Here is a 24,691-nt window from a genome sequence, read left to right as displayed (position 1 = left end):
AACACCGAACCAGCGCTTTAGCGGTATTTCGAAGCCCTGTTCCGGCTTCTGACGGCAACTGTCTGAGTCACCTGGCGCCCCGCAAGTAGCTGTTTAAATCGGCGCATGAGCAACATCCTAGAGAACGTGACCGATGGGTGTCAAGAATCAGCCGCAACAAAAAAGGCCCGCACAATGCGGGCCTGTTGCTTGAGCCAGAGCGCTTAACCGGCGATGGCGCGATCCACCGAAAGCTTGCCGGCGCCTTCAATCAGTACTGCGAGGCTGCCACCGAGCAACGCCAGGGCAAACTCGTAGCCGTTGTTGGCCATGAACAGACCGTTGCTGATGTGCACGGTGAAGATGGCCACCAGCGACAGGAAGGTCAGACCCAGCGCTGCCGGACGCACCAGCAGGCCGATGATCAGCGCCAGCCCGGCGAAGAACTCGGTACCGCCGGCCAGTGTGGCCATCAGGTAACCCGGGTGCAGACCGATGCTGTCCATGTACTGCGCCGTGCCCGCCAGACCGTAACCACCGAACAGACCGAAAAGTTTTTGCGAACCGTGAGCCGCGAAGATCACGCCGACAGCGATGCGCAGGATGGTCAGACCGTAGCCAGCGCGGGTGAACAGAACTTTGTTGATCAGAGAGCTCATGGGGCATTCCTTGTTTTTGCGAGAAGTTGTGTGTGTTGGTTGGCCGCTATATTAATCAGTAAATTTCATGTTAAAAGCGCAAATATTCCGCCATAACAATCAGTTTATTAGATCATTTCCGTGAGACGATTTTTTGCGCCCCGGGCTCCAACGACTCCCGCTCCCGGTCGAACGCCAAGTAATACTTGTTCACGCTATTAACATAGCTGACAGGTCCCATTCCTACTTGCTCCATGGCGATGCGTTCGACCTGGAAAAACCACTGATTGGGGTTCAGCCCACGCCGTCGGGCTTCAGCGCGCATGCCCTGCACACGTTCGGGACCGATGTTGTAGGCCGCCAGGGTGAAGGCCATGCGCTCGCGCTCATTGAGCTTGGGGCTGTTGAAGAACTTGCGACGGATCATCGCCAGGTACTTGGCGCCGGCCTGCACGTTGGCATCGAGATTCTGGATATTGTTGACACCCACACGCTGGGCGGCGGACGGCGTGATTTGCATCAACCCGGTCGGGCCGCTGCCACTGCGGGCGCTGGGTTGCAGCGCCGATTCCTTGAACGCCAGCGCGGCAAGGTTCAACCAGTCCATGTTCTGCGCCTGGGCATGTTTTTGCAGGGTCGGGCGCAGTTTTTCCAGGCGCTGGCGATCAGCCCTGGCCAGTGGATAGTGAACCTGGTACAGCCGCCGATAGATACGCAGAAACGCCGCATCTTCGTTCGACGGTTTTTTGTAACCGCTGAGGAAACGATCAACGCTCGCCCGCAGCATCGAAGCATCGCGACGCACGAACCAGTATTCCTCTCCCGGCTCGCTGATCATCAGTTGCCGGTCGAAACGCAGCTTCGGCAAGATTTTGCCCCAACGCTCGGCAATCGGTTGCTCGACAATGGTCAGGTGGAAGATGCCGCCCTGCACCATCTCCAGCACATCTTCGACCGCCAGCGTCGGGTCGACCCATTCGATCTTGATTGGCGCCAGTTTGTGCAGCGCCAGTTTCTGATTGAGCTGACTGACCGCCTCCCCCGCCGCACTGCCGGTCGGCAACGCCAGGGTCTTGCCGGAGAGCTGTTCGACCTTGGTGTAACGCCGCTCGCCCTTGATCCCGACCAGCACCAGTGGCACGTTGCTGGCGATCGGCTCACTGCTGGCCACCGCATGGCCCGGTTGCAGTTCAAGCAACTCGCCCGGTGCAACCAGATCACCCTCGCCGCGCTGCAACGCGCCCAGCAGCTGATCCTTGGCTTTGGGAATGATCTTGAGGGTGATTTCCTGGCCGTCACGGGCGTGGCCGTTGAGGTATTGCTCAAAGGCGCGCAGGCGATGGTATTCGACACCGATGGACTGCCCTTGAACTTCACCGGAGCTGTTGCGGCTCTGGTTGACCAGCACGCGCAAGACGCGGCTGCTGCGAATCTCGGACAAGTCACGCACCTTGGCCGCCGGTACGGCTTGCAGCGGCCCGGGCAGGCGCGCAACCGCCGTCATCGGCAGCAGCAGCGAACCACACAACAGGAGCAACATCGAGGGACGAACCATCCACTCTCCGGAAAGAATACGGGGTAATTTCACCGCTGAACGGTCGAAATCACCGACGAAAACAGAGCGCCTGGAGCGCTGACAAAGTGCGAGAGACTGGCACAGTGATGGCATTGCTGCCAACCCGGACTGCGTCGCGGCATCAAAAGACAGCTATAACTCGTTGTAGTTCTTGGCTTTTCTTATGAATCTACAGCTCTGGTATGCTTTCCGGCCTTCGGCCCGAGGTAGCAACCATGCAACTCATCGATATCGGCGTCAACCTGACCAACCCAAGTTTCGCCGACAAACACCAGGCCGTACTCGACCGCGCCTACGCTGCCGGGGTCTGCCAACTGGTACTGACGGGCACCAGCGTCGAGGGTAGCCAACAGGCCCTGGAACTGTGCCAGCAACTGGATGAAAGCGCTCAGCGACTGTTCGCCACCGCCGGCATCCATCCGCATTCGGCCAGCGACTGGAACGCCGACAGCGCCCGCCGTTTGCGCAGTCTGTTGCAAGAGAACAACGTGGTCGCCGTGGGTGAATGCGGACTGGATTTCAACCGTGATTTCTCGCCGCGCCCACAGCAGGAAAAAGTCCTCGAAGAACACCTGGCGCTGGCCGCTGAACTGCAGTTGCCGGTGTTCCTGCATGAGCGCGACGCCAGCCAGCGCCTGCTGGAGATTCTCAAAGACTTCCGCGATCAACTGCCGGCCGCCGTGGTGCACTGCTTCACCGGCGAGCAAAAGGCGTTGTTCAGTTACCTCGATCTGGACCTGCACATCGGCATCACCGGGTGGATCTGCGATGAGCGCCGGGGCACGCATTTGCACCCGCTGGTCAAAGAGATCAAGCGTGGACGGCTGATGCTGGAAAGCGACGCACCGTACTTGCTGCCGCGCACCCTGCGGCCGAAACCGAAAAACGGCCGCAATGAACCGGCCTACCTGACCGAGGTGTTGCGCGAAGTGGCGTTGCATCGAGGTGAGACCGAGGAAGATCTGGCGGCGCATACCACGGCGTGTGCCCGCGTGTTTTACGGTTTACCCACACTTCCCTGACACCCTAAAAGCTCAATGGGAGTGAGCCTGCTCGTCTGTTGACTCATATCAAGATCTTCCAGTCTGCATAGCGGCACAATAATGGCACCTTGCCAATGCTGTTTCCGCTATCAGAGAAGACCTCCATGGGTGCCTGGCTTAGCAATATCTCGCTGAAATACAAATTCTGGGCGGTTAACGCGGTCGCCTTTGTCACCACCCTGCTGTTGGTGTTGTACGCCGTGCAACTTGAACAGCAGGCTCGCAGCCACGCCGCGCAAGCGTCTGCTCAGGCTCAGGCGCAGTTGCTCAAGGCCTGGCCGGCCGGGCAAGCCCTGCCCAAGGCCGATCAGGTACTGACCTTCAAACGCGGCGAAGCGCCCCGCCTCAATGATCAGCCGTTGCTGGAGGTCACCGACAGCAACGGCTGGAACGAGATCAATCCGATGCCGCTGTTCGGTGACAACCCGCTGATGGGCGCCGAAGTGTTCAGCCGCGCCGACGGTCAGCACGTCGCCGTGATTGCTTATGGCCCGAGCCTGAGTCAGGTGTTCAGCGAGCGATTCGCCAACTACGCGGTGGCGGTGTTTATCCTGATGCTGGCGATGCTCGGCGCTTCGCAGTTGCTGATCCGCTTCCTGCTCAGCCAGCTCAACACGTTGAAAGACGTGATGCTGCATGTCGAGAAAAGCGGTGACCTCTCCGCTCGGGTGCCGCTGGCCTGCAAAGATGAAGTCGGGCAGATGGCCAATGCGTTTAACGCGATGCAGGCCGGTTATCAGCGAGTGGTCACCACCGTTGCCAACACGGCGCGGCAACTGGATGTCGGCGCGGCGCGGCTGGCGTCGAGCATGAACGAAGTGCGCCACGGCATGCTCGGGCAACAGAGCGAAACCGATCAGGCCGCCACCGCCATCAACGAGATGACCGCCACCGTTTACCACATCGCCCAACACGCCGGCGCCACCCGTGACCTGTCGCAGACCGCCGATGGCCTGGCCGGCAGCGGCCAGCAAGTGGTGGCCCGGGTGCAGCATTCGATCGCCGGGTTATCGAGCGGCGTGCAGCAGACCGCCGAGATGATTCAGCGTCTGGCCGAGGACAGCCAGAAGATCAACGGCGTGGTCAGCGTGATCCACAGCATCGCCGAACAGACCAACCTGTTGGCGCTGAACGCCGCCATCGAAGCAGCGCGTGCCGGCGAGATGGGCCGTGGCTTTGCCGTGGTCGCCGATGAAGTGCGCAACCTGGCGAAACGGGTGCAGACCTCGACGGACGAGATCACCACCATGGTCTCGGCGTTGCAGGCCGGCACACGCGACGCGGTGGATTTCATGCAGGAGAGTTCGTACAAGGCCGATGACTGTGTGCAACAGGCGCAAGCGGCCGGTGAAGCGCTGGCGGAAATCACCGGTGCCGTGGCGCAGATGCGCGAGAGCAACACGCAGATTGCGGTGGCTGCGGAGCAGCAGAGTCAGGTGGCGGAAGAGATGAATCGGGCGGTGGTGAGCATTCGGGATGTGACCGAGAACACTGTGCAGCAGACCGTGGATTCAGCGACGACCAGTAATGAATTGGCGACGTTGGCTGGGGAGTTAAGCAAGGCGATAGGCCAACTCAAACTCTGAAGACCTCATCACGGGCAAGCCGGCTACCACAGGTTTCATGGGTGCTCACAAAATGGCTGCTCACTGAAGATCACTGTGGGAGCGAGCTTGCCCGCGCTGGCGCCTGCCGAGACACCAGCGAATCCAGCCATAGTGCCTATCACCGCCATAGCCAACCTCGATTCGCCGCCCCACCCGCCCCGGCCTATTCTTCAACCTTGTGTTCAACATGGATCGAGGAGTAGTCAACATGGGCAAACGTCACCCCAATCTTCCCGCGTGGCAATGGCGCGCGTACCCGAACAATCATCAGCACCCGACCAATCTGGTGCTGCACCTGATTGCCGTACCGCTGTTCATCGTGGCATTTCTGCTGATCGTCTCCGGGGTGTTCAGCCTGAGTCTGGCCAGCGTGGCCATCGGTGTGATCGGCATCATCGCGGCGCTGGGTCTGCAGCGCCACGGCCACAGCCTGGAGGCGCAAGCCTCCGAGCCGTTCAGTGACCGCAAGGATGCCGTGTCGCGCTTGCTGGTCGAACAATTCCTGACCTTTCCACGGTTTTTCCTCAGCGGCGGCTGGTGGCGCGCCTGGCGTGAGCGCCACCGTCGGCATTGATTCAGGCGAAGATCGTGACGGTCTGGCGACTCATGGCAATCAATTGCCCTTGCGCGCTCCAGAGCTTGGCGGCCACATGGCCGTAACCGTCGGCGGCGTACTCAATGTCGGCGAGGTATTTGCACCAGTCCAGCGTGCTCAAATCGTGTAACGGTTGCACGAATTCAATGGTCCAGGTCAACGTGCTGCCCGGTGCCGGTTTCTTCAGATAAGGCAACAGTGCCGGAGGCCATGCATCCACCAGCGCCAGCAGATGCGCCTCATTGACCGGCTCTTCCTTGACGTCCCCACGCAACCGCACCCAGCCGCCCATCTGCCGCGATTGAGTGCCGGTGAACGGCATGCCGCCGACACTCCAGCGCATCGCCAGATGACGCATGAACTCCGGGGTCACGCCCTTGATATAGGGCAATTCCTGGCATTCCTCCCAGTGCTTCATGTCAACGGCCGGATAGGCCGCAACGGCCACTTCCGAAGGTCGCGAAGCACCGAAGCTGCCTTGCACGATCGTCACTACCTGCCCGTTCTGCATGGCCCGCCCCAGCACCTGGCTGACCGCTTTGCCTTCGCGCAACACATCGACTTCGAAACTCACTGGCACTTGCGGCTCGACCGGGCCGACAAAGGTGATCGCCAGCGACCGCGCCGGGCGATCTGCCGGCACCTTCGCGCGCATGGCTTCATATTGCAGCGCCGCCACCAGGCCACCAAAACTGGCGCGGCCCTGACCCCACTCGGCGGGAATCGTCAGTTCCGGTTGACGGCGGACCGCCTCCAGCAGATCGGAAAAACGCATGACAACCTCGGCAATCAAGAAATGAATGCCGCGATCTTAACCAGCATGGCAGAGCGCCGCAGCGTCTATTCCGGTCAAATGGGCTGACAGAAAGGCCTTACACCGATTTGCCAGCCCGCTCCCTCGGGGGAATCTGAGGGGAATTCAGGATTTGAAGCAGGTCGCGCTGAATTTTTCGAGCACGCGGTCGGCCTTGAGTTCGGCCGCGATCAGCCCGGCCTGCCAGGTGGCGACACAGGGTTGCAGGTCGGATTCCTGCTGCGCCTTGGCCAGCCATTGCCAGCAATCGTGCCAATCACCCAGTGCTCCTTGCGTGGCCTTCAAGTGTTTCAGCGCCGCCTTCGGCAAGCGATCCAGCTCGGGATAGGCTTCGATGCCATAGCGCACACGCTTGATCAGCAAGCGCAGGCGATGACGATCGTGGGCCGGATCGTGCAGTGCCTCGTCGAGTTTCTCCCATTGCTTGCCGAGACGTTTTTCAATGCGTTTATCCAGGTCCTTGAGCAATCCTTGCCGCTGGGACGCCCGCAGGAAGCGCGGGAACGCGTCGAGAATCATCAGCAACGCATTGAGCTCCGTGCTCGCCGCCAGCGCCGGGTAGGCTTCGGCCATTTGCGCCATGCGCCGTTGTGCGGCCTCAGGCTGATGGTGTTGCAGCAGATACGCCGCCAGCACTTCACGGTCGCGCCAAGGCGTCGTCACCTGGCCTACCGCTGACGCGGCGTCTTCCAGTTGCTCGACGCCGGGCAAGCCGCGCAACGGCCGCAACAGGCTGCGCAAGCGTCGCACGGTGGTGCGCAAGTCGTGCAACGCCTCGGGGTCGGTGCGCGCCGTCAGGCGCGCCTGACAGGCCAGCAACCGCACTTCCAGGCTCAGGACATGAGCTACCAACCGGTCAACCAACACAGACATCACTTGCTCCTGATTCAAATGGCTTGCGGGACGAGTCTGATGTTTTGCGAACTCAGCATCCTTGCTTCACGTCAGCAGCTTAGCGTCCGGCGCGGGATTCGCGAATGTAGAAGCGCGCCTTCTCGGCTTTGTTGCTGCACCCTTCGAAACCTTCGAATTGCTGCTGGGTTTTCGCCGCCGTCAGTAACGACAGCGCCTTGGAATAACTGACCGTACCGGCAAACCCTTCGGCCTTGGCCAGGTCCAGCTCATGCCACGCCGCATCGAGCTGGCTGCCGCAGGTATCACGGTACGCGGTCTTGCCGGCGCAACCGGCCAATGCCAGAGCCATCAACGGCACACAGATCCAGGCTTTCATCACTCACACCTCAACGATAGGTCAACAGACGTGCAGGTAAGACGGTCGGGCTGCAAAAAAGTGCCTTGCCCGACCCGAATCTGCGCTGGCGAAAAGGATAGCGCTGAAACATCACGCCATTGTGAAAAACGACGCCACCGGCGCACTGAGCGACCTCGGCGATTGAGCCCGTCTGTCGAAGGGTGCATTGTGGGACCTTGTCGGGAGGAAGCTTGATGAAAAAACGTGTCGCGCTGGTGCTGGGCTCCGGGGGCGCCCGGGGTTATGCCCATATCGGGGTCATTGAAGAAATCGAACGACGCGGTTACGACATCGCCTGTATTGCCGGTTGTTCGATGGGCGCCGTGGTGGGCGGAATTTACGCCGCCGGCAAACTCGACGAGTACCGCAACTGGATCGAAAGCCTGGATTACCTCGATGTGCTGCGTCTGGTGGACGTGAGCTTTCGCCTCGGCGCGATTCGTGGCGAGAAAGTCTTCGGGCAGATCCGCAAGATCGTCGGCGAAATCAATATCGAGGACCTGCGCATCCCCTACACCGCTGTCGCCGCCGACCTTACCAACCAGCAGGAAATCTGGTTTCAGGAAGGTTGCCTGCACCAGGCCATGCGTGCCTCGGCGGCGATTCCCAGCCTGTTCACCCCGGTGATGCAAGGCAATCGCATGCTGGTCGACGGCGGCATCCTCAACCCGTTGCCGATCGTGCCGGTAGTGTCCAGCCATTGTGATCTGATCATCGCGGTCAATCTCAACTCGACCAACCAGCGCCATTACCAATTGCCGGTGATCCAGCGTCCCCCCGCATTCCGCTCGCGGTTCGACAGTCTGATCACTTCACTGGGTTCGAAGATGCCATTCCGCCGCAAACAGGCCGAGCAATTACTGATGCTTGAACAGGAAGCGTTGCGCGCCGAGGCGGCAGACATCAACCCGTGGCTCGAAGGTGTCGGGCCGGAGAGCCAGCAACCGGCGGCCGCGCCCGAGCGTGAAGGCGCACCGAAGTCGGCGACCGGTTCGTACATCATCGACAACGTCGGGCCGGCGTCGTTGCTCGACCTGATCAACCAGAGTTTCGAGGTAATGCAGACCTCGCTGGCGCAGTACAAGATCGCCGGGTATCCGCCGGATATCCTGATCAACGTGCCGAAACGGGTGTGCCGGTTTTTCGAGTTTTACAAGGCGCCGGAGTTGATCGCGCTGGGACGCGAGATTGCCCGGGATACGCTGGATCGCTATGACAGCGAGCAGGGCTGAAATCCCGGCAACCTGATCGGGCCTCTTCGCGGGCAAGCCCGCTCCCACAGGGTTCTCGGGTGTTACTGAAATGTGTGTTGCACACCGTCCACTGTGGGAGCGGGCTTGCCCGCGAAGAGGCCAGACCAGCCAACACAAAGCCTACAGACTGTTCTCACTCAACAAGCGATACCCAACCCCCGCCTCCGTCACGATAAACCGCGGCTGCGTCGGATCATCCGCGAGTTTCTGGCGCAAATGCCCCACCACAATCCGCAAATAATGACTGTCCTCGGTATGGGTCGGCCCCCAGATGTCCTTGAGCAATTGCTGCTGGGTGATCACCCGTCCCGGATGCCGCGCCAGTTGCGCCAGCACGGCGTATTCCTTGCGGGTCAGCGCCACTTCGCCCCCGTCGAGCAGCACCCGGCGATAGGCGAGGTCGACGGTCAGCGGGCCGAAGCTCAACGCCGCCTGTTGCGCTTCTCCCGCCGGCGCCTGGCGTAACAGCGCGCGGATTCGTGCGAGAAACTCCTGAATGCCGAACGGCTTGGTCACGTAGTCATTGGCGCCGCCATCCAGCGCCTGCACCTTCTGCCCTTCACTGGCGCGCACCGACAGCACCAGCACCGGCGCCGTGGCCCACTCGCGAAATTCGCGCAGCACTTGCTGGCCGTCCATGTCCGGCAGACCGAGGTCGAGCACCAGCAAGTCCGGCTTGTTCAGCGCCGCCTGCGCCAGGCCCTCGGCACCCGTGCCGGCCTCCAGCACTTTGTAGCCCTGTGACGCGAGGCTGATGCGCAAAAACTTGCGAATCTGCGGTTCGTCGTCGATCACCAAAATGGTCGCGGTCTGGCTCATGAATTCACATCAACACAAAAGATTGGCAAGAGAGTAGCGCAGTAGCGATCAGGCTTCATCGTCCATCCCCGGCTGGGTCTGCAACGGCAGGTGCAAGGTGATGCAGGTGCCGCGGCCGTCGATACCGTCGGCGACGCTGATGCGCCCGCCATGGGCGCCGACCATGCCCTGACAGATCGCCAGCCCCAGGCCGGTGCCCTGGCCGCCACGATCACCGCGTGCGGCGGTGTAGAACATGTCGAAAATCTTCGCCCGTTCGTCCTCGGGAATCCCCGGGCCTTCATCGCTGACCGAAAAGAAAATCTCTTGGTCATTGGCGCCTGCGATGAGTTGCAACCGACCGTGGGGCGGCGAGAACCGTGCTGCGTTCTCCAGCACGTTGACCAGCGCCTGCTCGATCAACGCGGCGTGCACGTACAGCAACGGCAATTCGCCGGGCACATCGGCACTGACCTGCAACGGCGCCAGCACTGCGCGCAGGCGATTGAGCGAACTGCCGACGATGTCTGCCGGCGACACCCAGTCGCGCGCCAGTTTCAGTGCACCGTGGCCGAGGCGGGTCATGTCGAGCAGGTTCTGAATGTAGCGGTCGAGGCGCTCGGCCTCATCGCGGGTACCTTCGAGCAACTCGCGACGGTCCTCCAGCGGGATCGCTTCACCGAGCGCCAGCAGGCTGTCGATGCTGCCGCGCATGGCGGTCAGCGGCGTGCGCAGATCGTGGGACACCGAGGCCAGCAACGCGCTGCGCAACTGCTCGGTTTCGCCATGCAGGCGCGCCGCTTCCAGATCATCCGCCAGTTGTGCCCGGGCCAGCGCCTGCGCCAGCGGCTGACTCAACGCGGTGAGCAAGCGACGACGCTGACCGCTCAAGGTCTGGCTTTCTTTGGCGCAGACCCCAAGCAGCGCCAGCGGCCCATCCTCGACCGACAGCGGCCACCACCACCAACGTCCGAACGGCAGCGTACCGGTGCCCATGCCGGCGGGTTGATCGTGTTGCCAGGCCCAGTCGGCGGCGGCGCGTTCGGCTTCGCTGAACTCCAGCGGCCCGCCGGTCTCGACTTTCCAGCCGCCCTGGCCGTCGCGATTGAGCAGGCACAGTTGCAGATCGCTCCAGCCGTTGAGGTGTTGCGCTGCGGCGCTGACCACGGCCTGACGATCCGTCGCGGCAGTGAGCTTGCGCGACAGGTCGAGCAGTTCGGTGGTCTCTTCCTGGGTGTCACGCAGCGCCTGCAGTTGTCGACGCTGACGCGCCGCGAGGTTGCCGGTGAGCGCCGCCATCAGCAGGAAAAACAGCAAGGTCAGGACGTCTTCTTCACGCTGGATGGCGAAGGAAAAATTCGGCGGGATGAACAGAAAATCGTAGGTCAGAAACGATAGCGCGGCACAGGCCAGGGCCGGCCCGAGACTGCTGCGCACCGCCACCAGCAACACTGCGGCGAGGAACACCAGTGAGATGTTCGGCAACGGCAAAATACTCGATACCGCCCACGCCAGCGCACAGGCCAGCACCGTGGCAACCAATGCCAGCAGATAGTCGAACCAGACCAGCGTCGGCGTCACTTGCAGGCGCTGCTGAGGGTGTTCACGGTCGTTATCGAGGACGTTGATTTCCAGGCCATGCGCCTGCCGCAGCAAACGTGCGGCGAGCCCGCCACCGAACAGCCGACGACGCAGACTCGGCCGCGACTGACCGACCAACACCAGACTCGCACGGCGTTCGGCGGCATGCTGAATCAGGGTCTTCGCCACTTCACCGGCACGCAGCAATACCACTTCACCGCCCAGACGCTCGGCCAATTGCTGCGCGCTTTGCAGGCGCAGGCGCGACTGCTCATCGCGCACCGTGCCGTTGTCGACATGCACCAGACTCCACGGCAAATGCCGACGCTGGGCGACGCGACTGGCGTGACGCACCAGACGTTCAGCCTGTGCATCGCCATCGACGCCCACCAGCAAACGGCCGCGCACTGCCGGGGCCGCCTGACCGAGCTGGCGATAACCCTGGGCGAGATCGTTATCGACCTGCGCGGCCGCCGTTTGCATCGCCAGCTCACGCAATGCAGTGAGGTTGGTCTGGGTGAAAAACGCATCAATCGCCGCGCGCGCCTGTTCCGGCACGTAGACCTTGCCCTCGCGCAGACGCTCGAGCAGTTCACGGGGAGGCAGGTCGATCAGCAGCAGTTCGTAGGCTTCCTGCAGCACCCAGTCCGGCAGGGTTTCGCGTACCTGCACACCGGTGATGCCGCGCACCTGATCATTAAGGCTTTCCAGGTGCTGGACGTTGACGGTGGTGAACACGTCGATGCCGGCGGCGAGCAGCTCCTGAATGTCCTGCCAGCGCTTGGCGTGGCGACTGCCGGGGGCGTTGCTGTGGGCCAGTTCATCGACCAGCACCAGTTTCGGCTTCGCCGCGAGCAGACCGTCAAGGTCCATTTCTTCAAGCATGACGCCACGGTATTCCGAGCGCACCAGCGGTTGCTGCGGCAGACCGCCAAGCAGCGCTTCAGTCTCGGCGCGGCCATGGGTTTCGACCACGCCGGCGATGACTTTCACGCCTTGGCGCAGTTGGGTGTGGGCAGCCTGGAGCATGGCGTAGGTCTTGCCGACGCCGGGGGCGGCGCCGAGGAAAACCTTGAGCCGGCCACGGCCGTCGCGGGGCAGGTCTGCTAACAGCGCATCGGCGCGGCCGGAGTCACTCATGCTTGGGGATCTCTTCATTCAGGTGATTATGTGTGACCTGTGCCGGCCTCTTCGCGCGCAAGCAGGCTCCCACAGGTTCAGCGTTGCGCTTGTGGGAGCGGCTTGCCGGCGAATGGCCGCGCCGCAGAATTACAGCTTTTCCAGCGCCATGTTCAACTCAAGCACATTGACCACCGGTGGCCCAACCAGCGGCTGTTCGATGTGCGCATCGAGCAGTTGCTGCAAAGTCGACACCGGCACGTTTCGCGCCGCCGCGACACGCGCCAGTTGATAGGCAATTGCGGCCGGTGGCAAGTGCGGATCGAGACCGCTGCCGGAGGTGGTCAGCAGCGCCAGAGGCACTGGCCCCTGGCCGGGCACTTGCAACTTGTTGGCGTCGTCGATGACCCGTGTCGCCAGAGCCGGATTACTCGGCGCCAGGTTGCTGGCACTGCTGGAAACGGTCGCAAACGCGCCCGCCGAAGGACGCGGATGGAACCACGCATCACCGACGAAGTCCTGGGCGATCAGCGACGAGCCGCGGACTTTACCGGCAGCGTCATGCACCAGGCTGCCATTGGCCTGCTCGGGAAAGGCAACCTGCGCGACACCGGTGACCACCAGTGGATAGGCGACGCCGGTGATCAGGGTCATCAGCACCAGCAGGCTCAGGGCCGGACGTATCATTGTGGACATTGCAAAATCCTCGAATTCGTTGGGCAACTTGGGTGGAGTGTCAGGGAGACTTCTTCCCCCCTCACCCCAGCCCTCTCCCCCAAGGGGGCGAGGGGGAAAGGGAGCCGATTTCTGTATCGTTCAAGACCTGAGTTCGGCTCGGTATTTCAGGTCGATGCAGCTTTCGTAATCACCTCGGTCGGTCCCCTCTCCCCTTGGGAGAGGGTCAGGGTGAGGGGCTGCGATATCAGCCTCACACCAGATGCAGCGCCGTGAGCAGCATGTCGATCGCCTTGATCCCCACGAACGGCACCAGAATCCCGCCCAGTCCGTAGATCAGCAGATTGCGCCGCAACAACGCCGCCGCACTCGCCGCCTGCACTCGCACACCGCGCAGGGCCAACGGAATCAGCACGACAATGATCAAGGCGTTGAACACGATCGCCGAAAGAATCGCACTCTGCGGACTGGTCAGGTGCATGATGTTCAGCACGCCCAGTTGCGGATAGATCGCCGCGAACAGCGCCGGCAGGATCGCGAAGTACTTGGCTACGTCGTTGGCGATGGAAAAGGTCGTCAGCGCGCCACGGGTCACCAGCAATTCCTTGCCGATCTGCACCACGTCCAGCAGCTTGGTCGGATCGCTGTCGAGGTCGACCATGTTCGCCGCTTCGCGCGCCGCCTGGGTGCCATCGTTCATCGCCATGCCGACGTCAGCCTGGGCCAGCGCCGGGGCGTCGTTGGCGCCGTCGCCGCACATGGCGACCAGACGACCGTCATTCTGTTCGTGACGGATGCGCGCCAGTTTTTTCTCCGGAGTGGCTTCGGCGAGGACGTCATCGACGCCTGCTTCAGCGGCGATGGCAGCAGCGGTCAACGGGTTGTCGCCGGTGACCATCACAGTGCGAATTCCCAGTTTGCGCAGCTCGGCGAAACGTTCGCGAATGCCTGGTTTGACCACGTCCTTGAGGTGGATCACACCAAGCAGTTTGCCGTCGACGCAGACCAGCAACGGGGTGCCGCCGCTCTGGGCGATCTTGTCGACTTCCCGCGACAGGGCCGGGGCCAGATCAGCGCGTTTTTGTCCGATGAAACTCAGCAGCGAATCCACCGCACCTTTGCGATAAACCCGGCCCTGATAGTCGACACCGGACAAACGGGTTTCGGCACTGAACGGTACGGCGGTCAGGGTATCCAGGGCCGGCTCGGACTGCGGGTGCAGACCGCGCAGGTATTCGACGATGGATTTGCCTTCAGCGGTTTCGTCCGCCAGCGAGGCGAACAACGCACCTTCAGCCAGTTCGCGACCATTCACACCGGGGGCGGCATGCACCGCACTGCAACGACGGTTGCCGAAGGTGATGGTGCCGGTCTTGTCCAGGAGCAGCACGTGCACGTCACCGGCCGCTTCCACGGCGCGACCGGACTTGGCGATCACGTTCAGGCGCACCAGGCGATCCATCCCGGCAATCCCGATGGCGGACAGCAGGCCGCCGATGGTGGTCGGAATCAGCGTAACCAGCAGCGCCACCAGGAACACCAGCGGCAGGCTGCCATTGGCGAAGTGGGCGAACGGTTGCAGGGTGACCACGACCAACAGGAAGATCAGGGTCAGGCCGATCAGCAGGATGTCCAGCGCCACTTCGTTCGGGGTTTTCTGGCGCTTGGCGCCTTCGACCAGCGCGATCATGCGGTCGAGGGTCGACTCACCGGGGTTGGCGGTGATCTTCACCAGCAGCCAGTCGGACACCAGCCGGGTGTTGCCGGTGACGGCGGAACGGTCGCCGCCGGACTCGCGAATCACCGGCGCCGATTCACCGGTGATCGCCGCTTCGTTGACCGCGGCGATGCCTTCGATGACTTCGCCGTCACCGGGGATCATCTCCCCCGCTTCGACGCGCACCACATCCCCTTTGCGCAGGCTGGCGGCGGGCACCACCTGGAAGCTGCCATTGGCCTGTTTGCGCCGCGCACTGAGGCCTTCGCTGCCAGCCTTGAGGCTGTCGGCGCGGGCCTTGCCGCGACCTTCGGCCAAGGCTTCGGCGAAGTTGGCGAACAGCACGGTGAACCACAGCCACAGGGCAATCTGCGCGGCGACGAAAGTCGGCACGACGTTGTCCGGGATGAAGCACAGCACGGTGGTAAAAATCGCCGTCAGTTCGACCACCAGCATCACGGGCGAACGCACCAGCTGGCGCGGGTCGAGCTTGACGAAGGCTTGCACCAGCGCCGGACGCCACAGGGCCGAGATCGCGGTTTTCGGTGCTTCTGCCGACTTGGCCGGCACCGCAGGTTTTGCAGGAACATGCATATTCATGATGGATTCCTTAGAAGCCCATACTTAGGTGTTCGGCGATTGGACCGAGCGCCAGGGTTGGCAGGAAGGTCAAGCCGCCCACCAGCAAAATGGTCACGGTCAACAGGGTCACGAACAACGGGCCGTGGGTCGGGAAGCTGTTCTGGCCGATCGGTGCGGTTTTCTTCATCGCCAGGCTGCCGGCCAGGGCCAGTACCGGAAGGATGTAACCAAAGCGGCCGATCAACATGCCCAAGCCCAGCATCAGGTTGTGGAACGGTGTGTTCGCGCTCAGACCACCGAACGCCGAACCGTTGTTGGCGCTGGCCGAGGTGTAGGCGTACAGCAACTGGCTGAAACCGTGCGGGCCGGGGTTGCTGATGGTCGCCGCCGGGCCTGGCAGGGTCGCCGCGATGGCGCCGAGTACCAGCACGCCAATCGGCATCACCAGCAAGGTCACCACCAGCAGTTGCACTTCCCGCGCCTGGAGTTTCTTGCCGAGGTACTCCGGGGTGCGGCCGATCATCAGGCCGGCGAGGAACACCGCGATCAGCACGTTGAGCAACATGCCGTAGAGCCCGGCACCGACGCCGCCGAAGATCACTTCGCCGACCATCATGTTGACCAGCGCGACCATGCCGCTAAGCGGGTTGAGGCTGTCATGCATGCCATTGACCGAACCGTTCGATGCGGCGGTGGTGGTCACCGACCACAGCACAGTGGCGGTGGTACCGAAGCGTGCTTCCTTGCCTTCCAGCGGCGCAGTCTGTTCGACGGCGACGTTGTTCAGCGCCGGGTTAGGCTGATATTCGGCCCACAGCGAAGTCGCGCCACCGATCAGGAACAACGCCAGCATGCAGGCGATGATCGCGCGGCTTTGACGCAGGTCTTTGACGTAGTGACCGAAGGTGAACACTAGTGCCACCGGGATCAGAATGATCGAAGACACCTCGAACAGGTTGCTCCAGGCGCTCGGGTTCTCGAACGGGTGCGCCGAGTTCACGCCGAAGAAGCCACCACCGTTGGTGCCCAGTTGCTTGATTGCAATCTGGCTGGCCGCCGGGCCGAGCGGGATCACTTGATCAACGCCTTGCATGGTCACCGCATTGACGTATTGCGCGAAGGTCTGCGGCACGCCCTGCCACACCAGATACAGCGCCAGCAGCAGGCACAGTGGCAGCAGGCCGTAGAGGGTGGCGCGGGTCATGTCGACCCAGAAGTTGCCGAGGGTCTTGGTCGACTTGCGGCCGATACCACGGCACAGCGCAACCAGCACGGCCAGACCGGTGGCGGCGCTGACGAAGTTCTGCACGGTGAGACCGACCATCTGGCTCAGGTAGCTGAGGGTCGCTTCACCGCTGTAGGACTGCCAGTTGGTGTTGGTCATGAAACTGACCGCAGTGTTGAACGCCTGGGTCCATTCCTGGCCCGGCAGGTTTTGCGGGTTCAGCGGCAGGTGATCCTGAAACAACAGGATCGCGAACAACAGGAGGAAACCGGCGAGGTTGAACGCCAGCAGCGCCAAGGTGTATTTCTGCCAGCTCTGCTCGGCGTTCGGATCAACCCCGGCAACGCGATAGCAACCGCGCTCGACCGGGCCGAGAATCGGCGTCAGCCAGGTGCGCTGCCCTTCCATCACTTTGTAGTAAAAGCGCCCGAGGAACGGCGCCGGCAGCAAGACCACCGCGAAAAACGCGAGGATCAGCCAATAGTCATAACTGTGCATAGCCGCTCCTAGTTCCGATCCGCGCGCAACAGCGCAACCAACAGATAAATGAACAGCCCCACTGCCAATAGCAGTGACACCCCGTCCAGAACGCTCATGGAAGATCTCCGTGTTACGGCGTATTGCCGCGTGTGGAGGCATTGTCGGAAAGGACGCTGTAAAGGAACGAGAGCGAGGGTGTTGGCTGTGCATAAAGAAAGCGTAAAGAGTGGGTTTATGCTGGCGTTACAGCAGGCTTTTGCGTCGTGTGGGCGGGCCTCTTCGCGGGCAGGCTCGCTCCCACAGGTGTCGGCGTTGTTCAGGCGAGCGCATCTCAAAAATGTGGGAGCGAGCTTGCTCGCGAAGACGGCATAACGAGCAACATCGCACTCAACTGGCGCACAAAAAGCAGCTATCCCACCGCGAACATCCCCGATACGACAGCTTTCAACTCATTACGACTTGTTTCACGGCAATGGCACGCCCACTGCACACGCCCTCCTCCGAAGCTGTCCAAACCGTTCAGGGAGCAAGCGCATGAACACACAACTCAAACCCACACTGGGCACGTTGCACCTGTGGGGCATCGCCGTCGGGCTGGTGATTTCCGGGGAATACTTCGGCTGGAGTTACGGCTGGGGCGTGGCCGGAACGCTGGGGTTTCTGGTGACCTCATTCATGGTCGCGACCATGTACACCTGCTTCATCTTCAGCTTCACCGAACTGACCACCGCGATTCCCCACGCCGGCGGGCCGTTCGCCTACAGCCGCCGCGCCTTCGGTGAAAAAGGCGGATTGGTTGCCGGGCTGGCAACGCTGATCGAATTCGTGTTCGCGCCACCGGCGATTGCGCTGGCGATTGGCGCTTATCTGAATGTGCAGTTCCCTGCGCTGGATCCGAAACACGCGGCGGTTGGCGCGTATATCGTCTTTATGGGGTTGAACATTCTCGGCGTGAAACTGGCCGCGACCTTTGAGCTGATCGTCTGCGTATTGGCCGTCGCCGAACTGCTGGTGTTCATGGGGGTGGTCGCGCCGGCGTTCAGCTTCAGCCATTTCGCCCTCAATGGCTGGGCCGGTTCGGACGTGTTCGGCGCACCGGCGATTGCCGGAATGTTCGCGGCGATTCCATTTGCGATCTGGTTTTTCCTGGCCATCGAGGGTGCGGCGATGGCCGCCGAAGAAGCCAAGGATCCGAAACGCACGATTCCCAAGGCTTATATCAGTGGCATTCTGACCCTGGTGCTGCTGGCCATGGGCGTAATGTTCTTCGCCGGCGGCGTCGGTGACTGGCGCACGCTGGCCAACATCAACGACCCGTTGCCACAGGCGATGAAAACCGTGGTCGGCGACAATTCCGGCTGGTTGCACATGCTGGTGTGGATCGGCCTGTTCGGCCTGGTGGCGAGTTTCCACGGGATCATCCTCGGTTACTCGCGACAATTCTTCGCCCTCGCCCGCGCCGGTTACCTGCCGGCCTCGCTGGCAAAACTCTCGCGTTTCCAGACGCCACACCGCGCGATTATCGTGGGCGGCATCATTGGCATCGCTGCCATCTATAGCGACGGTTTGATCAACCTTGGCGGTATGACGCTCACTGCGGCGATGATCACTATGGCGGTGTTCGGGGCGATCGTGATGTACATCATGAGCATGCTCAGTCTGTTCAAACTGCGTCGATCAGAGCCGAATCTGGAGCGAACTTTCCGCGCGCCGTGCTATCCGCTGGTGCCGATGATTGCACTGGTACTGGCGGTGGTGTGCCTGGTGGCAATGGCCTGGTTCAACGCGCTGATCGGGCTGATTTTCCTCGGCTTCATGGCCGTTGGTTTCGCTTACTTCCTGCTCACCGGCCAGTTGCGCGCCAACGCACCGGCCGACGCAATGCTTACCGGTTTGTAAAGCTCAAGCAGGCGCGGGCTGCACCTGCAAGGAACTAAGGTGCATCCGGCATAACCGGCCTAGAATGGAACCACTGCGACGTCACTTCGCTCAAAAGTGGTATGCAGCTTCGTACGGCGAAATTCTCGCCCGTCGATCTGCCATTAAGGAGAGCCGTTATGCCCTGGTATGCCTGGTTGATTCTGGTCGTTGCAATCGGCTCGATCGTGGGTGGATTGATGATGCTGCGCGACACCGCCAACAAAGTCGAACTGACCGATGAAGAACGCAAACGCGTGGCCGAGCGCAACGCCGAAGCGGACGCCAAAGAAGCCCAAGATCGCTGAACCCGAACCCCGCCTGACTGGCGGGGTTTTCATTTCAGTAACCCGTGGGACTTATCCGCGCTGTTTTTAGAAGTTGAAGTACAGTCACCATGTAATTTTCCTTGGTTAAGATGGGGCATTGTTGCGGAGAGCTACACATGCGTTACTCGCAAGACCATAAAGCCCAGACCCATCAGCGCATTATCAAGGAGGCCTCGGCACGATTTCGCAAGGACGGCATAGGCGCGACCGGCCTGCAACCGTTAATGAAAGCCTTGGGGCTGACCCACGGCGGTTTCTATTCGCACTTCAAGTCCAAGGACGAACTGGTCGAGAAAGCCTTGCAGGAGGCGGGTGAACAAGTCGCCGGGGTCTGTGCGCAAATCTTTGCCGCAGACAACCCGCTCGAGGCGTTCATAGATACCTATTTGTCGGAATGGCACAGGACATCGCCCGATGAAGGTTGCCCGCTGCTGACCATTTCTTCGGAACTGGGCCTGCGCGGACAACCGAGCCCCACCAGCGATCAGGTCCTCAATGCCCGACTGGAACAAATCGAGGACAACCTTGAGGGAGACAACTGCGCCGACCGCGCCATTGTGATCATGTCGACGCTCGTCGGCGCGTTGCTGCTGTCGCGCAGTGTCGCGGATACCGGGTTTGCGCAACGCATCCTCGACGTTACCCGCGAACACCTCAAGCACACCGAAGATTAAGCCTGCCAGCGCTTGAACAGCACGCTGGCATTGACTCCGCCAAAACCGAAGCCGTTGGACAATGCGTATTCGATCGGCATCGACCGCGCCTGGCCATGGACAATGTCCACCCCTTCGCTGGCAGGGTCGGGGTTATCGAAGTTGAGGGTCGGCGGCACCACCTGATCGCGAATCGCCAACAACGTGAAGATCGCTTCAAGCCCCCCGGCAGCACCGAGCAGGTGGCCGGTGGCGGATTTGGTTGAGGTCACGGCAATTTTATTCTGCGTGCCGAACAGCGCCTTGATCGCTGCCAGTTCACCCAGGTCGCCCACCGGGGTCGAAGTCGCATGCGCATTGAGATGCTGCACCTGATCCGGCGTGATTCCACCCTGCGCCAGCGCCAGTGCCATCGCCCGCCGCGCACCGCTGCCGTCTTCCGGCCCGGCAGTCAGGTGATAGGCATCGGCAGTGGTGCCATAACCGACCAGCTCGGCCAGTGGCTGCGCGCCACGGGCCAAAGCATGCTCCAGTGATTCGATCACCAGCAGACCGGCGCCCTCGCCCATGACGAAACCGTCCCGGTCGCGATCGAACGGTCGTGAAGCGCGCTCGGGAGTATCGTTGAAAGCACTGGAGAGCGCCCGGGCAGCAGCAAAACCGGCGAGGCTGACCCGGTCGATTGCCGCTTCGGCACCGCCGCACACGGCGATATCCGCTTCACCGGCACGTATCAGCCGCGCAGCATCCCCAATCGCCTGGACCCCGGCGGCGCACGCCGTCACCGGCGCCCCCAATGGTCCTTTAAGGCCATGCTGGATCGACACATGACCGGCGGCGAGATTGACCAGGAAAGATGGAATGGTGAATGGGGACAGACGCCGAGGCCCTCGACTGTCTGTGGTGCGCACCGCGTCCGCGATGGCACCAAAGCCACCGACACCGGAGCCAATGATGGTCGCCGTACGCTCCTGCCCGGCGGCTTCGGCAGGGTGCCATCCGGCCTGCTCCAGCGCCTGGCGTGCTGCCTCCATGGCAAACAGAATGAAGCGATCCATTTTCTTCTGTTCTTTGGGCGGTGTGGCGCGATCCGGATCGAATCCGGCCTCGGCGTCCTCTTCCGGTGTCGGCACGCTGCCACCGACCCGTGCCGGCAAATCGGCGACCACCGCGTCAGGCAGCGCACGCAAACCCGAACGTCCCGCCAACAAACGTTGCCAGACCGCTTCGACACCACTGCCCAACGGAGACACCAGGCCCATACCGGTGACGACTACTCGACGCTGACTCATACCGTAATTACCCCTGTTCGATTCAATGACCTGATTTGTAGCGCTGGGCTGCAGCGCTGCGCGAAAGGTTCGGCGCCATGACATGGCGCGCCGCCACAAACGACTGCCATTCGCCGGCATCGGGCAGCGATGGAATGGTGACCAGTTCGCCCTGATCCAGACCGGCCAGGGCGGCATCCACCATCTCCCCGGCGTCCATGACCATTTCCGCCGGAATGCCACTGGAGTCGATCCCCGAACGCTCCCAGATTTCAGTGCGGGTCACGCCCGGCAGCACGGCCTGGATCTGCACGCCCGAGCCTTCGAGCTCCGCGTTCAACGATTGGGTCAGACTCAACACATAGGCCTTGCTGGCGGTGTAGGTCGCATTGAAGCGCTCGGGGAACAACGCCACGACCGAGGCGATGTTGATGATCGTGCCGCGACCTGCCTTGGCGAAACTGGCAGCGGCGGCCGACGCCAGACGCGTGACGGCGGTGATGTTCAACTGGATCAGGCGTTCCAGTTGATCCATGTCGGCATTGGCCAGCGGGCCGTCGGCGGCCACGCCGGCATTGTTAACCAGCAGGCTGATGCTCGAATCGCTGCGCAAGCGCTGTTCGAGTTTGATCACGTCGTCCTTTTGGGTCAGATCCGCTTTCCACACCTCGACCTGCACACCGTGAGCGTCGCGCAATTGGCTGGCGGCGCTGTCCAGACGGGCCTTGTCACGGGCCACCAGCAACAGATCAAAACCACGCGCCGCCAGACGCTCGGCGTAAATCGCACCGATACCGGACGAGGCGCCAGTGATCAGAGCCGTACCTTGAGACTGCACAGAATTCATGACTTTGCTCCTGAAACACTTGTGAGTGGGTAAATAACCCCCGAGCCGGGCAGCTCAGGGGTGGCGAATTATTATAGGCATAATATCAATCCAATATGATAGTCGTAATTTTTACCCTACTGGAGAACACCTCGCCTGCCTGCCGCAGGTGTTCGCATTGCAAAACGAAAAAGGCCGGTCAATGACCGGCCCCTTGGCGTTGAACCTTCAGCTTAGTTGACTTCCAGCTTCTCGCGATTGCGATCCAGGATTGCCTTGCCGATTCCCTTCACTTCCAGCAGCTCATCCACCGAGGCAAAGGGTCCGTTTGTTTCGCGATATGCAACAATCGCCTTCGCCTTGGCTTCACCCACGCCTGAGAGCTCTTTCTGCAGCGTTACCGCGTCGGCGTCGTTGAGATCAATCCTGGCACTCTGGGCGGCCGCTGGCACTTCCATCACCAGAGGCGCCTTGGGTGAATCGGAAGGCGCGACAGGTGCGGCGATTGCGGCAATCGAGGCGCTGGTGAGGAAAGCGAAAATCAGAGAGTAGAAGTAACCGGTACGCATTTGTGACGCTCCATCATCGTTTGAGAAAGCAGCTTTTCCGAAGCTGCTCTCCAAACTTAGGTCATGGTGCGCCCATGTCAAAAATGCGTGCGTTACAGGATGTGAAACAATCAGGGTTCGAGACGACGTTGCTGATAGATCCAGTCAACGATTTCACCGTCGGGGGTGTAGCCGCTGACCGTTTCGCGCAGTAGCTGCCTGACACGAGCATAATCATCGAGTTCGACCGCCGCGAGCAAATCACCCAGCCGCGCCTTCAGGACCTCCCAGGGCAAGTGATCCTCATTGGCGGTCATGATCATCGGATGCGGGGTCGCCGCCACGTTGTCACCGATCAGCAATTCCTCATACAGTTTCTCGCCCGGGCGCAGCCCAGTGAACTCGATAGAGATATCGCCCTGGGGATTACGCTCGGAGCGGATGCTCAAACCGGACAGGTGGATCATCTTTTCCGCCAGTTCGACAATCTTCACCGGCTCACCCATATCCAGTACGAACACATCCCCCCCCTGCCCCATCGACCCGGCCTGGATGACCAGTTGCGCCGCTTCGGGGATGGTCATGAAATAGCGGGTGATTTTCGGGTGGGTGACGGTCAACGGGCCGCCGGACTTGATCTGCCGGTGAAACAGCGGGATCACCGAGCCGGAGGAGCCCAGCACATTGCCAAAGCGCACCATGGTGAAACGGGTTTTATTGACCCTCGACACGTTACCCTTGTCACCGAACAATACCGGGGCGATCTCGCGGCTCAATGCCTGCAGGACCAGTTCGGCCAGACGTTTGGTACTGCCCATCACGTTAGTCGGGCGGACAGCCTTGTCGGTGGAAATCAGCACAAAATTGGCGACGCCCGATTGCAGCGCCGCTTGCGCCGTATTCAGCGTGCCCATCACATTGTTCAGCACGCCTTCGGCAATGTTGTGCTCAACCATTGGCACATGCTTGTACGCGGCAGCGTGATAGACGGTATCGACACGCCAGGTTTTCATCACGTCGAGCAATTTGTGCGGGTGACGGATGGATCCCAGGATCGGCAGCAGATGCACAGCTACCGACTCCCGGCATCCACGCTGCTCCAGCTCGGACAAAATGCTGTAGAGATTGAATTCACTGTGGTCAAACAACAGCAGCGTGGTCGGCCCCAAGGCAAAAATCTGTCGGCAAAGCTCCGAACCGATCGAACCACCGGCGCCGGTGACCATGACCGTCTTGCCCTTGATGCAACGTTGAAGCAGGTCCGGTTGTGCGGGCACCGCGTCACGCCCCAGCAAGTCGGCGATATCCACTTCCTGGATATCCTCGACCTTGACCCTGCCACTGGCCAGGTCAGTGAAATTCGGCACGCTGCGGATGTGTAGCGGAAAGCCTTCGAGCAGATGAAGGATCTCCCGGCGCCGGGCCCGCGTGGAGGAAGGCAGGGCCAGCAGGATCTCCTGAGCGCCGGTGACGTCGATCATTTCCTGAATGTGCTTGGGCTTGTAGACATGCAACCCCGAGATCGATCGGTCGGCAATGCTGGCGTCGTCGTCGATGAACGCCACCGGCCGCATGACCTTGCCCATGCGCAGCGCCGCCACCAACTGGTTGCCAGCGACGCCGGCACCGTAAATGGCCACTTTGGTCAAACCGTTTTCGCGACTGGTGAATGGCACATGCTGAGCCGCCGTAAACCAGTCGCCCATGAAATACTGGCGCATGCACAGGCGCAGGCCGCCAATGATGACCATACTCAGCCACCAGTAATTGAAGATGATCGAGCGAGGAACCACGGCTTCGTGGTTGCTGTACCAGTACACGACGACCGCCAGAATCAGCGAAGACAGACTGACAGCCTTGATAATGGCGATCAGGGCATCGTTACCGAAATACCGCATCACCGCCCGATACATGCCGAAACGGATAAACAGGGGAATGGCCACGACCGGCGCGCAGACAAACAGCCAGAAGTGCACTCTGAAGGGGTTATACATGTCATCAATGCCCAGACGGACGATGAACGCCAGCCAGAGGGCGGCCCAGACCAGAACAATGTCCGTCGCCACCTGTATCAGACGCTTGCGTCGTCTCGGCAGCGCGACAAGCCGCTCCCGGACCTTGTCCATCAGCTCTTCAAACACTCAGTCTCCTCCCTTCAACTGCCGTATTCCCGTGGTCGATCCGCTTGAATGCCATGCACTTTAAACCCAAAT

General features: G+C 61.4%; 22 protein-coding genes. 7 read left to right on the top strand and 15 right to left on the bottom strand.

All coding sequences use genetic code 11. The features are described from left to right. Positions 1-203: 203 nt before the first annotated feature. Positions 204-638, bottom strand: a complete 435-nt coding sequence (locus K5Y35_RS16230) for a DoxX family protein (RefSeq protein ID WP_007908568.1) — start codon at positions 636-638, stop codon at positions 204-206. Between the two features lie 112 nt (positions 639-750). Further along, positions 751-2,172 (bottom strand): transglycosylase SLT domain-containing protein, encoded by a 1,422-nt coding sequence (locus K5Y35_RS16225; protein WP_123466570.1) that lies wholly within the window; start codon positions 2,170-2,172, stop codon positions 751-753. A gap of 236 nt (positions 2,173-2,408) precedes the next feature. On the opposite strand from K5Y35_RS16225, the gene K5Y35_RS16220 reads away from it, so the two are divergent. From K5Y35_RS16220 to K5Y35_RS16210, 3 genes are all read left to right on the top strand, one after another. Beyond that, a complete protein-coding gene (locus K5Y35_RS16220) occupies positions 2,409-3,215 on the top strand; it encodes a TatD family hydrolase (protein ID WP_222832347.1) in 807 nt (268 codons plus the stop codon). Positions 3,216-3,340: 125 nt separating this feature from the next. Next, positions 3,341-4,822 carry a methyl-accepting chemotaxis protein gene (locus K5Y35_RS16215; RefSeq protein ID WP_123466573.1) on the top strand — a complete coding sequence of 494 codons (1,482 nt, stop codon included), beginning with the start codon at positions 3,341-3,343 and terminating at the stop codon, positions 4,820-4,822. Between the two features lie 229 nt (positions 4,823-5,051). Then, a complete protein-coding gene (locus K5Y35_RS16210) occupies positions 5,052-5,417 on the top strand; it encodes an Mpo1-like protein (protein WP_123466575.1) in 366 nt (121 codons plus the stop codon). A gap of 1 nt (position 5,418) precedes the next feature. Here the strand turns inward: K5Y35_RS16210 and K5Y35_RS16205 are convergent, their stop codons facing one another. The 3 genes from K5Y35_RS16205 to K5Y35_RS16195 form a co-directional block, all read right to left on the bottom strand. Further along, positions 5,419-6,213, bottom strand: a complete 795-nt coding sequence (locus K5Y35_RS16205; RefSeq protein ID WP_222832346.1) for an acyl-CoA thioesterase — start codon at positions 6,211-6,213, stop codon at positions 5,419-5,421. 144 nt (positions 6,214-6,357) lie between these two features. Continuing rightward, positions 6,358-7,125 (bottom strand): CHAD domain-containing protein, encoded by a 768-nt coding sequence (locus K5Y35_RS16200; protein ID WP_222832345.1) that lies wholly within the window; start codon positions 7,123-7,125, stop codon positions 6,358-6,360. Between the two features lie 79 nt (positions 7,126-7,204). Further along, positions 7,205-7,483, bottom strand: coding sequence for a hypothetical protein (locus K5Y35_RS16195; RefSeq protein ID WP_123466578.1), 279 nt, complete (start codon positions 7,481-7,483; stop codon positions 7,205-7,207). Between the two features lie 215 nt (positions 7,484-7,698). Between K5Y35_RS16195 and K5Y35_RS16190 the strand changes: the two genes are divergently transcribed. Beyond that, positions 7,699-8,736, top strand: coding sequence for a patatin-like phospholipase family protein (locus K5Y35_RS16190; protein WP_123466579.1), 1,038 nt, complete (start codon positions 7,699-7,701; stop codon positions 8,734-8,736). 141 nt (positions 8,737-8,877) lie between these two features. Here K5Y35_RS16190 and K5Y35_RS16185 read toward each other — a convergent pair whose 3' ends face one another. The 6 genes from K5Y35_RS16185 to kdpF form a co-directional block, all read right to left on the bottom strand. After that, entirely contained in the window at positions 8,878-9,576 is a 699-nt protein-coding gene (locus tag K5Y35_RS16185; RefSeq protein ID WP_222832344.1) for a response regulator, read from the bottom strand. 48 nt (positions 9,577-9,624) lie between these two features. After that, on the bottom strand, positions 9,625-12,276 hold the full coding sequence (locus tag K5Y35_RS16180; RefSeq protein WP_222832343.1) for a sensor histidine kinase: 2,652 nt from the start codon (positions 12,274-12,276) through the stop codon (positions 9,625-9,627). A 129-nt stretch (positions 12,277-12,405) separates the two neighbouring features. Then, a complete protein-coding gene (gene kdpC, locus K5Y35_RS16175; protein ID WP_222832342.1) occupies positions 12,406-12,951 on the bottom strand; it encodes a potassium-transporting ATPase subunit KdpC in 546 nt (181 codons plus the stop codon). Between the two features lie 232 nt (positions 12,952-13,183). Beyond that, positions 13,184-15,247 (bottom strand): potassium-transporting ATPase subunit KdpB, encoded by a 2,064-nt coding sequence (kdpB, locus tag K5Y35_RS16170; RefSeq protein WP_123466587.1) that lies wholly within the window; start codon positions 15,245-15,247, stop codon positions 13,184-13,186. A 10-nt stretch (positions 15,248-15,257) separates the two neighbouring features. Beyond that, positions 15,258-16,952 (bottom strand): potassium-transporting ATPase subunit KdpA, encoded by a 1,695-nt coding sequence (kdpA, locus tag K5Y35_RS16165; protein ID WP_186744837.1) that lies wholly within the window; start codon positions 16,950-16,952, stop codon positions 15,258-15,260. Between the two features lie 8 nt (positions 16,953-16,960). Further along, a complete protein-coding gene (gene kdpF / locus K5Y35_RS16160) occupies positions 16,961-17,050 on the bottom strand; it encodes a K(+)-transporting ATPase subunit F (RefSeq protein WP_007899818.1) in 90 nt (29 codons plus the stop codon). 418 nt (positions 17,051-17,468) lie between these two features. On the opposite strand from kdpF, the gene eat reads away from it, so the two are divergent. The 3 genes from eat (at position 17,469) to K5Y35_RS16145 (ending at position 19,854) form a co-directional block, all read left to right on the top strand. After that, on the top strand, positions 17,469-18,833 hold the full coding sequence (eat, locus tag K5Y35_RS16155) for an ethanolamine permease (RefSeq protein WP_186744840.1): 1,365 nt from the start codon (positions 17,469-17,471) through the stop codon (positions 18,831-18,833). Positions 18,834-18,991: 158 nt separating this feature from the next. Continuing rightward, on the top strand, positions 18,992-19,159 hold the full coding sequence (locus K5Y35_RS16150; RefSeq protein WP_064503201.1) for a DUF2897 family protein: 168 nt from the start codon (positions 18,992-18,994) through the stop codon (positions 19,157-19,159). Positions 19,160-19,296: 137 nt separating this feature from the next. Beyond that, complete coding sequence (locus tag K5Y35_RS16145; RefSeq protein ID WP_222832341.1) at positions 19,297-19,854, top strand: TetR/AcrR family transcriptional regulator; 558 nt, start codon at positions 19,297-19,299, stop codon at positions 19,852-19,854. On the opposite strand, the gene fabF is transcribed toward K5Y35_RS16145, so the two are convergent. From fabF to K5Y35_RS16125, 4 genes are all read right to left on the bottom strand, one after another. Beyond that, a complete protein-coding gene (gene fabF / locus K5Y35_RS16140; RefSeq protein WP_222832340.1) occupies positions 19,851-21,125 on the bottom strand; it encodes a beta-ketoacyl-ACP synthase II in 1,275 nt (424 codons plus the stop codon). The two genes, K5Y35_RS16145 and fabF, sit on opposite strands and share 4 nt — an antisense overlap. 22 nt (positions 21,126-21,147) lie before the next feature. Continuing rightward, entirely contained in the window at positions 21,148-21,951 is an 804-nt protein-coding gene (locus K5Y35_RS16135; protein ID WP_222832339.1) for an SDR family NAD(P)-dependent oxidoreductase, read from the bottom strand. Between the two features lie 212 nt (positions 21,952-22,163). Further along, positions 22,164-22,499 carry a ComEA family DNA-binding protein gene (locus K5Y35_RS16130; protein ID WP_123466599.1) on the bottom strand — a complete coding sequence of 112 codons (336 nt, stop codon included), beginning with the start codon at positions 22,497-22,499 and terminating at the stop codon, positions 22,164-22,166. Between the two features lie 110 nt (positions 22,500-22,609). Then, a complete protein-coding gene (locus K5Y35_RS16125; RefSeq protein ID WP_123467306.1) occupies positions 22,610-24,604 on the bottom strand; it encodes a polysaccharide biosynthesis protein in 1,995 nt (664 codons plus the stop codon). Between the last annotated feature and the right edge of the window lie 87 nt (positions 24,605-24,691).

It is taken from the genome of Pseudomonas sp. SC3(2021) (genome assembly GCF_019856535.1).
GTDB lineage: Bacteria > Pseudomonadota > Gammaproteobacteria > Pseudomonadales > Pseudomonadaceae > Aquipseudomonas > Aquipseudomonas monsensis.
The sequence above is the reverse complement of the archived record's forward strand: the minus strand, read 5'-3'. Positions and strand labels throughout refer to the sequence as shown.

What these genes read in the sequence shown, in the direction of transcription:
- K5Y35_RS16230 (WP_007908568.1), bottom strand. Translation starts at nt 638, where the DNA reads ATGAGCTCTCTGATCAACAAAGTTCTGTTCACCCGCGCTGGCTACGGT.
- K5Y35_RS16225 (WP_123466570.1), bottom strand. Translation starts at nt 2,172, where the DNA reads ATGGTTCGTCCCTCGATGTTGCTCCTGTTGTGTGGTTCGCTGCTGCTG.
- K5Y35_RS16220 (WP_222832347.1), top strand. Translation starts at nt 2,409, where the DNA reads ATGCAACTCATCGATATCGGCGTCAACCTGACCAACCCAAGTTTCGCC.
- K5Y35_RS16215 (WP_123466573.1), top strand. Translation starts at nt 3,341, where the DNA reads ATGGGTGCCTGGCTTAGCAATATCTCGCTGAAATACAAATTCTGGGCG.
- K5Y35_RS16210 (WP_123466575.1), top strand. Translation starts at nt 5,052, where the DNA reads ATGGGCAAACGTCACCCCAATCTTCCCGCGTGGCAATGGCGCGCGTAC.
- K5Y35_RS16205 (WP_222832346.1), bottom strand. Translation starts at nt 6,213, where the DNA reads ATGCGTTTTTCCGATCTGCTGGAGGCGGTCCGCCGTCAACCGGAACTG.
- K5Y35_RS16200 (WP_222832345.1), bottom strand. Translation starts at nt 7,125, where the DNA reads ATGTCTGTGTTGGTTGACCGGTTGGTAGCTCATGTCCTGAGCCTGGAA.
- K5Y35_RS16195 (WP_123466578.1), bottom strand. Translation starts at nt 7,483, where the DNA reads ATGAAAGCCTGGATCTGTGTGCCGTTGATGGCTCTGGCATTGGCCGGT.
- K5Y35_RS16190 (WP_123466579.1), top strand. Translation starts at nt 7,699, where the DNA reads ATGAAAAAACGTGTCGCGCTGGTGCTGGGCTCCGGGGGCGCCCGGGGT.
- K5Y35_RS16185 (WP_222832344.1), bottom strand. Translation starts at nt 9,576, where the DNA reads ATGAGCCAGACCGCGACCATTTTGGTGATCGACGACGAACCGCAGATT.
- K5Y35_RS16180 (WP_222832343.1), bottom strand. Translation starts at nt 12,276, where the DNA reads ATGAGTGACTCCGGCCGCGCCGATGCGCTGTTAGCAGACCTGCCCCGC.
- kdpC (WP_222832342.1), bottom strand. Translation starts at nt 12,951, where the DNA reads ATGTCCACAATGATACGTCCGGCCCTGAGCCTGCTGGTGCTGATGACC.
- kdpB (WP_123466587.1), bottom strand. Translation starts at nt 15,247, where the DNA reads ATGAATATGCATGTTCCTGCAAAACCTGCGGTGCCGGCCAAGTCGGCA.
- kdpA (WP_186744837.1), bottom strand. Translation starts at nt 16,952, where the DNA reads ATGCACAGTTATGACTATTGGCTGATCCTCGCGTTTTTCGCGGTGGTC.
- kdpF (WP_007899818.1), bottom strand. Translation starts at nt 17,050, where the DNA reads ATGAGCGTTCTGGACGGGGTGTCACTGCTATTGGCAGTGGGGCTGTTC.
- eat (WP_186744840.1), top strand. Translation starts at nt 17,469, where the DNA reads ATGAACACACAACTCAAACCCACACTGGGCACGTTGCACCTGTGGGGC.
- K5Y35_RS16150 (WP_064503201.1), top strand. Translation starts at nt 18,992, where the DNA reads ATGCCCTGGTATGCCTGGTTGATTCTGGTCGTTGCAATCGGCTCGATC.
- K5Y35_RS16145 (WP_222832341.1), top strand. Translation starts at nt 19,297, where the DNA reads ATGCGTTACTCGCAAGACCATAAAGCCCAGACCCATCAGCGCATTATC.
- fabF (WP_222832340.1), bottom strand. Translation starts at nt 21,125, where the DNA reads ATGAGTCAGCGTCGAGTAGTCGTCACCGGTATGGGCCTGGTGTCTCCG.
- K5Y35_RS16135 (WP_222832339.1), bottom strand. Translation starts at nt 21,951, where the DNA reads ATGAATTCTGTGCAGTCTCAAGGTACGGCTCTGATCACTGGCGCCTCG.
- K5Y35_RS16130 (WP_123466599.1), bottom strand. Translation starts at nt 22,499, where the DNA reads ATGCGTACCGGTTACTTCTACTCTCTGATTTTCGCTTTCCTCACCAGC.
- K5Y35_RS16125 (WP_123467306.1), bottom strand. Translation starts at nt 24,604, where the DNA reads ATGGACAAGGTCCGGGAGCGGCTTGTCGCGCTGCCGAGACGACGCAAG.